Annotated in this window: 11 protein-coding genes; 6 read left to right on the forward strand and 5 right to left on the reverse strand. The window is 73.6% G+C overall.

What is annotated here, in order from left to right; translation table 11 throughout:
* Window position 1: 1 nt before the first annotated feature.
* The 3 genes from ACFZDK_RS41525 (at window position 2) to ACFZDK_RS41535 (ending at window position 5,147) form a co-directional block, all read left to right on the forward strand.
* The gene (locus ACFZDK_RS41525; protein ID WP_390980628.1) at window positions 2-2,191 is read left to right on the forward strand and encodes a CDP-glycerol glycerophosphotransferase family protein; all 2,190 of its coding nucleotides are present in this window, start codon (window positions 2-4) and stop codon (window positions 2,189-2,191) included.
* Between the two features lie 20 nt (window positions 2,192-2,211).
* Complete coding sequence (locus ACFZDK_RS41530) at window positions 2,212-3,483, forward strand: hypothetical protein (RefSeq protein WP_390980630.1); 1,272 nt, start codon at window positions 2,212-2,214, stop codon at window positions 3,481-3,483.
* 89 nt (window positions 3,484-3,572) lie between these two features.
* Window positions 3,573-5,147, forward strand: coding sequence for a hypothetical protein (locus tag ACFZDK_RS41535; protein ID WP_390980632.1), 1,575 nt, complete (start codon window positions 3,573-3,575; stop codon window positions 5,145-5,147).
* Here the strand turns inward: ACFZDK_RS41535 and ACFZDK_RS41540 are convergent.
* Window positions 5,134-5,550, reverse strand: coding sequence for an organic hydroperoxide resistance protein (locus ACFZDK_RS41540; protein ID WP_355717165.1), 417 nt, complete (start codon window positions 5,548-5,550; stop codon window positions 5,134-5,136). The genes ACFZDK_RS41535 and ACFZDK_RS41540 overlap by 14 nt on opposite strands.
* A gap of 133 nt (window positions 5,551-5,683) precedes the next feature.
* Here ACFZDK_RS41540 and ACFZDK_RS41545 point away from each other — a divergent pair, with 133 nt between their 5' ends.
* Window positions 5,684-6,184 carry a MarR family transcriptional regulator gene (locus ACFZDK_RS41545; RefSeq protein ID WP_390980634.1) on the forward strand — a complete coding sequence of 167 codons (501 nt, stop codon included), beginning with the start codon at window positions 5,684-5,686 and terminating at the stop codon, window positions 6,182-6,184.
* Here the strand turns inward: ACFZDK_RS41545 and ACFZDK_RS41550 are convergent.
* A complete protein-coding gene (locus ACFZDK_RS41550; RefSeq protein ID WP_390980636.1) occupies window positions 6,181-7,746 on the reverse strand; it encodes a glycosyltransferase family 39 protein in 1,566 nt (521 codons plus the stop codon). The two genes, ACFZDK_RS41545 and ACFZDK_RS41550, sit on opposite strands and share 4 nt — an antisense overlap.
* A gap of 370 nt (window positions 7,747-8,116) precedes the next feature.
* On the opposite strand from ACFZDK_RS41550, the gene ACFZDK_RS41555 reads away from it, so the two are divergent.
* Together ACFZDK_RS41555 and galE are read left to right on the forward strand one after the other, a co-directional pair.
* The gene (locus ACFZDK_RS41555) at window positions 8,117-9,334 is read left to right on the forward strand and encodes a glycosyltransferase 87 family protein (protein WP_390980701.1); all 1,218 of its coding nucleotides are present in this window, start codon (window positions 8,117-8,119) and stop codon (window positions 9,332-9,334) included.
* 31 nt (window positions 9,335-9,365) lie between these two features.
* A complete protein-coding gene (galE, locus tag ACFZDK_RS41560; protein WP_390980638.1) occupies window positions 9,366-10,346 on the forward strand; it encodes a UDP-glucose 4-epimerase GalE in 981 nt (326 codons plus the stop codon).
* Window positions 10,347-10,370: 24 nt separating this feature from the next.
* Here galE and ACFZDK_RS41565 read toward each other — a convergent pair whose 3' ends face one another.
* From ACFZDK_RS41565 to ACFZDK_RS41575, 3 genes are all read right to left on the reverse strand, one after another.
* Window positions 10,371-11,294 (reverse strand): RNA polymerase sigma-70 factor, encoded by a 924-nt coding sequence (locus tag ACFZDK_RS41565; RefSeq protein ID WP_390980640.1) that lies wholly within the window; start codon window positions 11,292-11,294, stop codon window positions 10,371-10,373.
* Between the two features lie 63 nt (window positions 11,295-11,357).
* Window positions 11,358-11,735, reverse strand: a complete 378-nt coding sequence (locus tag ACFZDK_RS41570) for a DoxX family protein (RefSeq protein ID WP_390980642.1) — start codon at window positions 11,733-11,735, stop codon at window positions 11,358-11,360.
* An 80-nt stretch (window positions 11,736-11,815) separates the two neighbouring features.
* The gene (locus ACFZDK_RS41575) at window positions 11,816-12,442 is read right to left on the reverse strand and encodes a TetR/AcrR family transcriptional regulator (protein WP_359221027.1); all 627 of its coding nucleotides are present in this window, start codon (window positions 12,440-12,442) and stop codon (window positions 11,816-11,818) included.
* Between the last annotated feature and the right edge of the window lie 88 nt (window positions 12,443-12,530).

The following is a 12,530-nucleotide window of genomic DNA, read 5'->3' on the forward strand; positions in this document are numbered from 1 at the left end:
CGTGCCCCGACTCAGTCTGATCGTCCCCTGTTTCCAGGTGCAGGGCTTCCTGCGCGAGTGCCTCGACTCGGTCCTGGAGCAGTCCTTCCACGACATCGAGGTGATCGCCGTCGACGACCGCTCCCCGGACGGCTGCGGCGCGATCCTCGACGAGTACGCGGCCCGCGACCCGCGGGTGAAGGTCCTGCACCTGCCGGAGAACGTCGGCCTCGGCCGCGCCCGCAACGCCGGGCTGCCGTACGCCACCGGGGACTTCGTCCTCTTCCTCGACAGCGACGACACCCTCACACCGGGCGCGCTGGGCGCGATCGCCGACCGGCTGGCGGAGACCGGCGACCCGGACGTGCTGGTCTTCGACTACGCCCGCACCTACTGGTGGGGCGGCACGCGCCGCAACGCGCTCGCGGAGGTCCTCGGCGCGACCTCGGAGGTGTTCACGGCGGCCGAACACCCGGCGATCCTCGACCTGTTGATGGTGGTGTGGAACAAGGTCTACCGGCGGGACTTCGTCGAGGAGAACGGCTTCCGCTTCCCGCCGGGCTACTACGAGGACACCCCCTGGACCTTCCCGGTCCTGCTCAGCGCCGCCCGCATCGCCACCCTCGACCGGATCTGCCTGAACTACCGCCAGCGCCGCCAGGGCAACATCCTCTCCACCACCAGCCGCAAGCACTTCGACGTCCTCGACCAGTACCGGCGGGTCTTCGCCTTCCTCGGCTCCCGTCCCGAACTGGCTCACTGGCGGCCGTGTCTGCACCGGAAGATGGGCGAGCACTGCCTGGACATCCTGGCCAAGCCGGACCGGCTGCCGCCCGCCGCCAAGGCCGAGTTCTTCCGGCGTACGGCGGAGCTGTACCGGGCGTTCCGGCCCGAGGGGGCCGACCTGGGAGTACTGGGCGGCACGTACGCGGCGTACCTGCTGCGGCAGCGGGCCGGGCGGCTCGGCCGGGAGGGCGGCCGGCAGGCGCAGCGGGTACGGCGGACGGCGGGGGCACCGGCCCGCCGGGCGCTCACCCAACTGCGCGGCCTGCGCGCCCTGGACGAGGACCTGGTCCTGTACTCCGCGTCCTCGCACCGCGGCCTGCTGGGCGACCCGGCGGCCGTGTACCGCACGGCCCGGGAGATCGCCCCGCGCCTGCGCGGGGTGTGGGTGGTGAAGGACGCGGAGGTGGCGGCGGAGCTGCCGGCGGACGTGGAGCACGTACTGCTGGACTCCCCGGACTACCGCCGGCTCACCGCCCGGGCGAAGTTCTTCGTCAACGACGTCAACTGGCCGGGCGCGCTGGTCAAACGCCCCGGCAGCGTGCACATCCACACCCACCGCGGCACCCCGCTGAAGTACCTGGGCGCCGATCTGCTGGGCAAGCCCGGCGCCCGGCTCGGCTTCGACGTTCCGCAGATGCTGCGCCGGGCCGACCGCTGGGACCACAGCCTGGTCGCCAACCGCCACTCGGAGCTGGTGTGGGAGCGGGCCTACCCCTGCCGCTTCGCCTCGGCCCGCACCGGCAGCCCGCGCAACGACGTGCTGGTCAGGGGCGGCCGGTCGGACTTCCGGGACCGGCACGGCATCCCCGCCGACCACACGGTCGTGCTCTACGCGCCGACCCGCCGCGACTACGTCCGCGGCGGCCACGTCGACCGGATCGACCTGACCCGGTTCGCGGCCGACCTCGGCGCGGGCCACACCCTCGTGGTCCGGCTGCATCCGTCCCTGGCGACCGGTCCCGCGCGCGGCCTGGGCCTGGCCGAGCTGCACCGGCGCGGGATCGTGGTCGACGCGACCGGCGAACCGCACGCCGCGGAGGTCATGCTGGCCGCGGACGTCCTGGTCACCGACTACTCGTCCCTCATGTTCGACTACGCCAACCTGGACCGCCCGATCGTGGTGCACGCCGACGACTGGGCCACCTTCACCGCGAGCCGGGGCGCCTACCTCGATGTCACCGCCGAGGCGCCGGGCCATGTGTCGCACTCCTACCGGGAGTTGGCGTGGCTGTTCGCCTCGGGCGGCTGGCGGGACGAGGAGTCGGCGCGGCTGCGGGCCGACTTCCGGTCCCGGTTCTGCGAGTTCGACGACGGACGGGCCGCCGAACGGGTCGTACGGACGCTGCTGCTCGGCGAGCCGATGCCCGCCGACGGCGTGCGGCTGCCGGAACCGGCCTCGGGTCACCGCCTGCCGGCATCGACATGAGGCCGCACATGAGGCCGCACATGAGGCCGCGCGCCTGGGTGCTGCTGCTGGCCGCCGTGTTCGCGCTGTGCCAGCTCGCCGACGTCACCGGCCGGGACACGCCCGACTCCAAGAACTACGTGTCGTACGCGCTGGCCCTGGGCGGGGCGGGGGAACGGCGGGCGGCGGCCGAGACGGTCGACTGGGTGTGCGCCGGCGAGGCGTCGGCAGCGGCGCGCGCGCAGCGCGTGGACGTGGTGCGCTTCCATGCGCCGAGCCCGGCGGGGCGGGTGTTCGCGGACTGCCGGGACGGTGAACTGGGCCGCGTGGATCGGCGGTTGGAGGCCGGGCCGACGGACGGGCACATCGTGCCGTTCGTCGGCCCCCGGCTGCGGGCCATCTTCGAGGTGCGCCCCGGCTATCCGGTTTTCCTGGTGCCGTTCGTCACTGTGCTCGGGGTGACCTGGGGGGTGTGGCTGGCGAGTGTGCTGGTCACGGTGGCGGGCGGGGTACTGGTCTTCCGGGTCCTGCGGACGGTGTCGGTGCCGGTGCCGCTCGCGCTGACCGGGCAGGCCCTGTACTTCGTCCTGCCGGTCAGCGCGACCGCGATGCGGCCGATGACCGAGGGCCTGCTGCTGGCGCTGACCCTGACCGCCCTGTGGGGGTGCGCGCTGGCCCTCACCGGGCGGGTCCGGGCGGGCACGGCGCTGCTGGCGGGCGCCCTGCTCGCGCTGTGCGCGGTGAAGCACTCGCAGGCGCTGTTCCTCGGGGTGTGCCTGGCCGGGGCCGGTGCGGTGGTCGCGCTGTGGCGGCGCCGGCACGGGCGGGCGCCCGGGCGCGGGGTGGTGACGATCGCGGCGGTGGGGTGCGGGGCGGTCGTGGGCACGCTGCTGCTGGTCCGGCTGCTGCGCTACCCCTCCGAGGCGGAGAGCATGCAGGACCTGCTGACCAGCCACTACACCCATCCGGACCGGGTCCACCCGTGGTGGGAGTTCCTCCATCTGGAGTGGGACTTCTGGGTGGAGTGGCTGCGCCGGCAGCTGACGGCACCGCTGTTCCTCGCCGCACTGGCGGCCGGGGCGCGGGGCGCACGGCGACGGCCGGCCTTCGGGATCTTCCTGCTGGCGGCGGCGGGCACCGGGATCCTCACCCAGGCCGCCCATCCGGACATCACCATCGGGGGCGACCGGCTGATCGTGCTGGCCTGGCTGCTGCCGGTGGTGGGGGTGCCGCTGCTGCTCGAACCGCTGGTGCAGCGGGGGGCGGCGGTGCCGGCGCAGGGCGCTCCCCGGGCCGTCGGCATCACCCGATGATCGGCATCACCCGATGAGGTGAAGGTCGGCAAGGCCGACGGGGCGGGCGGGAAGACTCGGCAAATGGTCCGCCCTGTCCGTTCCCTCCGGTGAGCACCGGCGCCCTGGTCCGGCGCGCCACCGGCGGCTCCACCGCCCTGCGGGGCGGCCGGGTCCGCAGACTCACCCCGTACCAGGTCTTCGGCCTGCTGTTCTGGCTGCTGATGACGCTGGCGTACTGGCGGGTGCCGCCGTGCTGCGAGGCCGGGCAGCACGCGGCGGCGGTGGAACGGCTGCGGGCCGGTCTCACGGACGCCTCCGGGTCGCCGTACGTGCTCGCCCAGGGCGCGCTCGCCCGGCTGACCGGACTGACGGGGTGGCAGCTGCTGCGCGTCTGCGGCCCGGTCCATCTGCTGGTGCTGCTGACCGGCCTGGGCCGACTGGTCCGGGTGCTCACCCCGCGCCCCTGGGCACCGGTGCTGGCCCTGGCCTTCCTGGCCGTGCTGTGCGGTACGGAACCGGCCCCGGGCGCCGGCTCGCTGGCCCTGCTGCCGCTGACCGGGAGCCTCGGCTACCCGTCCGCGCTCGCCCTCGGCCTCACGTTCTGGGCCTGGGCCCTGACCGGCGCCCGGTCCCGCGATCTGCGCCGGGTGCGCTATGTCGGCCCGAGCGGGCTGCGCAGCCTCTCCGGGTACGCGGTGCTCGGGGCGCTGTACGGGACGGTGGCGCTGGTCGACCCGGTGATCGGCGTCGGCGCGGGGGCCGGGGCGGTGGCCTTCGCGGCGGGGTGGCAGCGGGCGTGGCGGGGCGCGGTGCGGTGGCGGTGGGGGGTGCTGGGCGGGGTGGCGGCCGGGGTGGTCGTCCTCGGGATGCATGCGGGTGTGCTGCCGCAGTCCTACTGGTCGTACGGGGCCCATGGGTCGTACGGGTCCTACGGGCTGTACGGGTCCCACGGGTCGTACGACGGGGTGGTCGGCCAGTGCTGGCTGGCGCTGATCGGGGTGCCGGCGCTGTGGCTGCGGGCGCGGCGTGCGGCCGGGAAGGCGATGCGCGGGCAGGCCGCCGGAGGGCGGGCGGCGCGGCGACCGTCGGCGTGGCGGCGGGCGGCGTGGCGGCGGGCGGCGTGGCTTGCGGCTTGGCGCGATCCGCTCGTACTGCTGTTCGCGTTGGAGTCTCTGCTCGCGGGATACGGCCGACACGGCTTGGGCGAGCTGCTCGAACTGGCCCTGCTGGCACCGCAGTGCGCGCTCGCGGTGGAGCTGGCGGCGGAACGTCCCTGGCCGGGGTGGCGGCGGGCGCTCGGCTGGGCCGCGGCGGGCGGGGCCTGCCTGGGTTTTCTGGCCGCGCAGGCCGGGGCGGTCGTACCGCGTTCGGTGGACCCGGTCGGCTTCGTCCAGCCGCCGCGCTGGCCGTCGTACGACTGGGCGGCCCGGCACATCGGCCCCGGCGAGCCGGTGACCACGGACGCCTACTACGCCGTCCGACTGCTCCCCGGATACGGCATCGAACTGGACGACGGCCACGACCACCGCCCCCGGGTGCGCTGGCTGCTGCTGACGCGGCGGGAGCGGCTGCCCGCGGGGGCGGTGGTCGTGGACTGGAGCCGGCGTACCGGGGAGGTGCTCGCGCGGCTCACCCGTACGAGGGAGGTACCGGTGTCTGCTCGACCGACTACTCGACGATGAGCTCGACCGGGATGTTGCCCTTGGTGGCCTTGGAGTAGGGGCAGTACTCGTGGGCCTGGTGGACCAGCTTCTCGCCGGTCTCGTTGGCGAGCTCCTCGGGAAGCTCGACGCGCAGGGTGACCTTGAGCGCGAAGCCGCCGTCGGACTCGTCCTTGCCGATGCCGACCTCGGCGGTCACGGAGATCTCGCCGGTGTCGACCTTGGCCTGACGGCCGATGGCGCCGAGGGCGCTGGCGAAACAGGCGGCGTAACCGGCGGCGAAGAGCTGCTCGGGGTTGGTGCCCTGGCCGTTGCCGCCAAGCGCCGGCGGGAACGCCAGCGCCAGGTCCAGCTGCCCGTCCGAGCTGACCGCCCGTCCCTCCCGGCCGGTGGCGGTGGCGGCTGCGGTGTAGAGCGCGTCCATGGAAGACCATCCCTCTCGAAATTCGCTGGTTCGGTGTTCCGGCGGCCCTGTTCCGGCCGCCCTCACGACCATAAGTAGAGCACACAACTCAGTTGTGTACAACTGAATGGCTCGCAAGGGCTACGATTGAGCCATGACCGCGACGACCCCGACCCCAGCCCCGGCCCCCACCCCTGCTTCCGCCGCCGAGTCGGAGTGGCTCCACCTGGACCGCCAGATCTGCTTCTCCCTGCACGCCGCGTCCCGCGCCTTCAACGGCGTCTACCGCGTGATCCTCAAGGACCTCGGGCTCACCTATCCCCAGTACCTGGTGATGCTGGTGCTGTGGGAGCAGGGCGACCTGCCGGTCAAGAAGCTCGGCGAACACCTGCGACTGGACTCCGGCACCCTCTCCCCGCTGCTCAAGCGCCTGGAGACGGCGGGCCTGGTCCACCGGGAGCGCAGCGCCCGCGACGAGCGCTCGGTGGAGATACGGCTCACGGAGGCGGGCGCCGCGCTCCGTGAGCGCGCACTGCAGGTACCGCGCCGCATCGTCTCGGCGACGGGCTTCGACGTCGACGAGATCCGCGACCTGAAGGCCCGCCTGGACCAACTGACGGGAACACTGGACGCGGCGGCAGCGGACGCCCCCTAGGGGCGCGGCGGTGTATCGATATGCGGCTGCCGCCGCGTGGGCGCGACCAGCCCCCACCGGCCCGCGCCCTGGGCACGACCCTCCTCCCCCCTGATCGGCCGCACATACAACCGCAGCGCGACCCGATCCACCACGATCTCCTCCCGCAGCACGAACTGCTGGTTCAGCACCGCCACTTTCGCCCGCTCCGTCGACAGCCGCGGCCGATACCCGCTCACCAGCGCGTACTTCTCCACCACCGCCCACACCTGATCCACCCCGGCCAACCGCCGCCGCAGCGTCCCGGCCCCCACCTCGCGCCCGTACAACGTCCCCGAGGCCGGCCCCGGCTCGGCCAGTGCGACGTCCCACGTGGTGCTGAAGTCGGCCGGATAGGCGAGCTGCGTCCCGCGGGCGTGCGCCGGCAGGTACAGCACCGGGTCGCCCGGCCGCAGCGCCCGCGCCGCCGCCTCCGCGACCGCGCCGAGGTCGTCGGGCCGGGTGCCCGCGACCCGGTCGTGCCGCAGCAGCGGAAGCTGGTGGGTGAAGGCGAGGACGAGTGCCAGGACCCCGGCCAGGGTGAACACGGGCGACCGGGACACCGTCGCCGTGCCGTGCCTCCAGAGCCGGCCCAGCAGCCCGGCGACCCGGTCCGCGCCGAGCGCCACCAGCAGAGGTGCGCCGGCGAGCGCGTACAGCACATAGCGGTCGACGTACAGCGGTGTGAGCTGCGAGGCCAGCATCAGCGCCACCGGCGGCAGCACCGCGAGCGGCAGCGCGACCGCCACGAGGGTCAGCTCACCGCGCCGGCCCACCAGCCGGGTCAGCCCGAGCAGCCCCAGCGCCAGGCACGCCCAGTACACCCCGTCGGTCGGTCCGAGGTACTGGCGCAGCAGCTCCTGCGCGGTCTCCACGTCCGGCTCCCGCAACCACGCCACCTGAGCCGACTGCCTGTGCGAGACGACGACCATCGGCAGCAGCGACAGCGCCACACCCCCGGCCGCGCAGCCCCACCCCCGCCACACCCTTCCCGACGAACGGGCCAGCGCCAGAGTTCCCGCGTGCGCGAGCAGCAGCAGGACGGCGAACTCGTGCAGCCAGCAGGTCAGTCCGAGGACGGCGCCGTACCAGCACCACGCCCGCCGCCCGCCCCGTTCCGCCGCCCGCACGAGGAGCAGCGTCGCGCCGGTCGCGCCCGCGGCGACCAGGGCGTACGAGCGGCCCTCCTGCGCGTAGTGGCCGACCAGCGGGGTGAGCGCGTACATCAGCCCGGCCCACAGGCCGACGCGCGGCCGGGCCAGGCGGGTGCCGAGGGCGGCCACCAGGCCCGCGGTGACGGCGGCCGCGCACACCGAGGGCAGCCGGAGGTCGACCTCGCCCGGGCGGCCGGGGGCGGCGCCGAGGACGACGTGCATCAGCAGGTAGTACAGGCCGTGCACGGCGTCGACCTCGTGCAGCAGTCGCCAGATCTGCGGCACCGTGCGCCGGGCGACCTGGTAGGTGACGGCCTCGTCGCGCCACATCCCGCCGCGGTGCAGCCTCCAGAGCCCGACCGCGAGCATCACCGCGGCCGGGACGGCCACGACCGCTCCGCGGCGGCCGCGGCCGGGACGCCCGCGCGGCGATCCGCCCAACGGGTTCGGCCGACTCGATGGAGTCGGCCGTCCGGTGTCCGTCGTTCGCGAGGTCCGCGGATGTGCTTTTACGAGAGGCCCGATACTCACCACGGCCCGATCTTTTGCGATTAGCCAACCTTTGCCGGGTATTGACGGCGTATCGGCATGGATACACCATCCGCGCGGCTTACGCTCACGGTTGATGAATCGCCGCTCGTACTTCCCGCTCCCCCGCGTCCCGTTCGCCTCGGCTGTTCGACTCCCGGGTCTCCCACGGCCCCTCCGGCTCCCCGGTCTCCTCTGCCTCACCGCCTTCTGGATCGCCACGCGCGCGCTGATGCTGTGGCTCCTCGCCCACAACAACGAGCGAGTGCTGGGACACGGAGCGGTCGCGCGCGAAGTCTGGCGGCTCTACTTCCACTGGTACGGCGTGCTGTCGCACGGCGCGTTCCCGGCGCACGACACGTTGTGGCAGTACCCGCCGGGCGCCGGCGCGGTGCTGCTCGCGCCGGGGCTGGTGCCCGGGCTCAGTTACTTCCAGGCGTTCGTGGGGTTCACCCTGGCCACCGACGCGCTGATCACGGCGGCGCTCGCCCGCGCGGGCACGCGCCCCGGCCGCACCCTGCTCGGCGCGGCCCTGTGGACCGGCGGCCTCCCCCTCCTGCTGCACCTCCCGCTCGCCCGCTACGACGTGGTGGTCACCGCCCTCGCGGTGCTCTCCCTGCTCACGCTGTCGCGCTCCACGCGCGCGTGCGGGGTGCTCGCGGGGCTGGGCGCGCTGGTGAAGGTGTGGCCGGCGCTGGTGCTGCTGGGCGTCGAACGCGGACGCCCCACCCGCACGGCATGGACCTGGGCGGCCGTCACCGGAGGCGCGACGCTCGCCTTCTTCGTGCTGGCGTTCCGCAACCCCCTCGCCTTCCTCCGTCAACAGGGCGGCCGGGGCGTGCAGATCGAGTCCCTCGGCGGCACCGCGCTCAGCCTCGCGCGGCACGCCGGCTGGCACGGCACGGTCCGCTACCAGTACGGCGCGATGGAGCTCGTCGGCCCGCATGTGCACGCCGTCGCGACCGCCTCCCTCGCGCTCACCGCGGTCGCCTTCGCGCTCCTGCTGCTGTGGCGCGTCCGCGCCCGGCACTGGACCGAGGCCACCCCCTACGACGCGGCACTGAGCGCCGTGCTCCTCTTCACCGTCACCAGCCGCGTGATCAGCCCGCAGTACATGATCTGGCTGCTCGGACTGGCCGCCGTGTGCCTGACCTCCCGGCACACCACCCAGCGCCCGGTCGCCGCGCTGGTCGTGACGGCGACCGCGCTCAGCTCCGTCGCCTACCCCGCCTTCTACACGGAGGTCGTCGGCTGCACCTGGACGGGCTGCCTGCTGATGCTGGCCCGCAACGGGCTGCTGGCCGCGGCGGCCGTCCTCTCCCTCACCCGCCTGTGGCGCGCCACCCGCCGCCGTACGGACACGGTGAGCGACCCCTCGATCACCAGGAGCCGTCCCGGCCGTCCCCGGATGTCCGTCGCAGCTGCTTCACTGGGAGACGACCGCGGCTGAAGCACACCCATGACGGAGGGGACCGCCACACATGACCTGGCTGATCACCGGCGGCGCCGGCTACATCGGGGCGCATGTCGTCCGCGCGATGACCGAGGCGGGCGAGCGGACGGTCGTGTACGACGACCTGTCCACCGGCATCGCCGAGCGCGTGCCGGAGGACGTGCCCCTGGTGGTCGGCTCCACCCTGGACGGCGAGAGGGTCGCACACGCCCTGGCCGAGCACGAGGTGACCGGGGTCGTCCATCTGGCGGCGAAGAAGCAGGTGGGCGAGTCGGTGGACCGTCCCCTGCACTACTACCACGAGAACGTCGAGGGCCTGCGCGTCCTCCTGGAGGCCGTGACGGAGGCCCGGGTCCCGTCCTTCGTGTTCTCCTCCTCGGCCGCCGTCTACGGCATGCCGGACGTCGACCTGGTGACGGAGGAGACACCCTGCCTGCCGATGTCGCCGTACGGCGAGACGAAGCTGGCGGGCGAGTGGCTGGTCCGCGCGACGGGCCGGGCGACCGGCCTCTCGACCGCGTCGCTGCGCTACTTCAACGTCGCGGGCGCGGCGAGCCCCGAACTCGCCGACGTGGGCGTCTACAACCTCATCCCGATGGTCTTCGAGAAGCTCACGGAGAACGCCCCGCCGCGCGTCTTCGGCGACGACTACCCGACCCCGGACGGCACCTGCGTCCGCGACTACATCCACGTGGTGGACCTCGCCGAGGCACACGTGGCCGCGGCCCGCGCCCTCCAGGCCGACCCGGGCCGCGAACTCACCCTCAACATCGGCCGCGGCGAAGGCGTCTCCGTCCGCGAGATGATCGACCGCATCAACTCCGTCACCGGCTACGACCGCCCCCCGACCGTCACCCCCCGCCGCCCCGGCGACCCCGCCCGCGTCGTCGCCTCCGCGGACCGCATCACCACCGAACTCGGCTGGAAAGCCAAACACGACATCCACGACATGATCACCTCAGCCTGGCACGGCTGGACCCGCCTCCACCCGGAAACGCCCCGGGACTGAGCCGCAGCGGTCGGTGAGCTGCCGTCAGTCCCGCTCCCGGCGGGCCCGTTTGAGCTCTTCGGAGAGGGTCCAGGCGTCGGCGGCCGGGCCCAGGTGGGCGAGTTTGTCGGGGTTGAGGACGAGGCGGATGGTCTGGACGCGGCCGTCGAGGATGTCGAGGGAGAAGGTCTGGAGGGTTTTGCCGTCGCGGTCGCGGAAGACCGCGCCGGGCTGGCCGTTGACCTCGTGGGGTTCGCAGGTCACCTGGACCCGGGCCAGCGCGGGGAAGACAGCGGCGAGGAGACGGGCCACGTTCTGGGCGCCGGCGACCGCGCGGGCCAGCTGCGGGGCCTTGCCGCCGCCGTCGCCGACCAGCGAGACGTCGGCGGCGAGCAGGTCCTGGAGGGCGGCGACATCGCCCTCGTGGAGGGCCTCGAAGAAGCGTGCGGCCAGTTCGTCGCGTTCGCGGTGGTCCGCCTCGAAGCGGGGGCGGCCCTCGGCCATGTGGCGGCGGGCGCGGACCGCGAGCTGACGGCAGGCGGCCTCCGAGCGACCCACCGCCGCCGCGACCTCAGGGAAGCCGAAGTCGAACACCTCGCGGAGGACGAAGACGGCACGTTCCAGGGGGCTGAGGCGTTCGAGGAGCAGCAGGGCCGCCATCGAGAGCGAGTCGGCCAGTTCCGCCGAGCGCTCCGGGTCCTCGTAGGGGTCGGTGAGCAGCGGCTCGGGGAACCACGGGCCGACGTACGCCTCGCGCCGGACGCGGGCCGAGCGCAGTACGTCGATGGAGATCCGGGTCACCGCGGCCGACAGGAAGGCCTTGGGCGACCTGACCTCCGTCGGTGAGGCCTCGAACCGCAGCCAGGTCTCCTGGACCGCGTCCTCCGCCTCGCTCACGCTGCCCAGGATCCGGTACGCGATCGAGAACAGCAGCGGCCGCAGGTCCTGGAACTCCTCGGTCCTGTTCATGTCCCGTTCCCTCCCCTTCGATCGTTCGGCCCGTCGGCCCTTCGCCCCTTCGCCCCTTCGGCATCAGAACGCGCCGGGGCCGAACCGGCCCACCGCGACGACCAGCGCGATCACGAGATAGACCAGGTTCAGCGCCACGAACGCCCGTTCGCCGCGCCGGCCGTGGGTGATCATCGCGCCGATCATCAGCGGGGTCCAGGCGGTGGCGGTCACCGGCACCAGTACCGGTGCGACGCCGGTGACGGCCGGCAGGACCAGGCCCGCCGCGGCCAGGAGTTCGAGGACCCCCAGCGTCTTCACGAAGCCGTCGCCGACCTCACCGGTCCAGCCGCCGCCGTGGGCCGCGGCCAGCTTCTCCCTCGGCACGAACGTCTTGCTGATGCCACCGGTCAGGGCCACCGCGGCCAGCAGTCCGGCGGCGATCCACAGGGCGAGGTTCATCGTCCACTCCCAGGTCGAGGATGTCTGCGCCCCCTACGACGAGACGGCCGGCCCGCCTGTGACATCCCCGGCCGAGTGGTTCACAGCGCTTTGAGCGCCTCCGTGGTCCCGCGGGCCAGCGCCCCCAGATAGCCCTTCGGCAGCTTCGGGGTGCGGATCACCACCGACCGCCAGTACAGCGGGCCGGAGATCAGGTCCATGGCCAGGTCGTCGTCGAGGTCGGCGGCGAGTTCGCCGCGCCGCTGCGCCGACTCGATGATCTTGCTGGCGACGCCCTCCTGGCCCTCGCGCAGCGTCTTCTGCATGGCCTCGGCGATCTCGGGGTTGCGGGCCGCCTCGGCCTGGAGGTCCGGGATGATCTGCGAGGCGACGGGGTGGCGCAGCGCACGGGACGTGACCTCGTACAGGAGCCGCAGGTCGCCCTCCAGGGAGCCGGTGTCGGGCACCGGCAGGCCCAGCACGGCGAGGGCGGAGACGACGTCGAGGACGAGGTGCAGCTTGGAGCGCCAGCGACGGTAGACGGCGGTCTTGCCGACGCCCGCGCGGCGCGCGATGCCCTCGATGGACATCCGGGCGTAGCCGACCGCCGCGAGTTCCTCGAAGACGGCGGCCCGGATGGCCTCGGTCACGTCCTCGCGGAGGACGGCCGCCCCGGCGGGGGCTCGTCGGCGCGGACGCGTCTGGGACTCCTCGGCGTTCGTCGTCATGTCACCCAGCATAGGGGCGTAACGACGAAACGGTTGCGTCCCGACGAGTCCCCGACACCGGGCCGCCACCCGATCGCCGCAACGCGGT

This window comes from Streptomyces sp. NPDC007901 (genome assembly GCF_042959465.1).
Classification (GTDB): Bacteria; Actinomycetota; Actinomycetes; order Streptomycetales; family Streptomycetaceae; genus Streptomyces.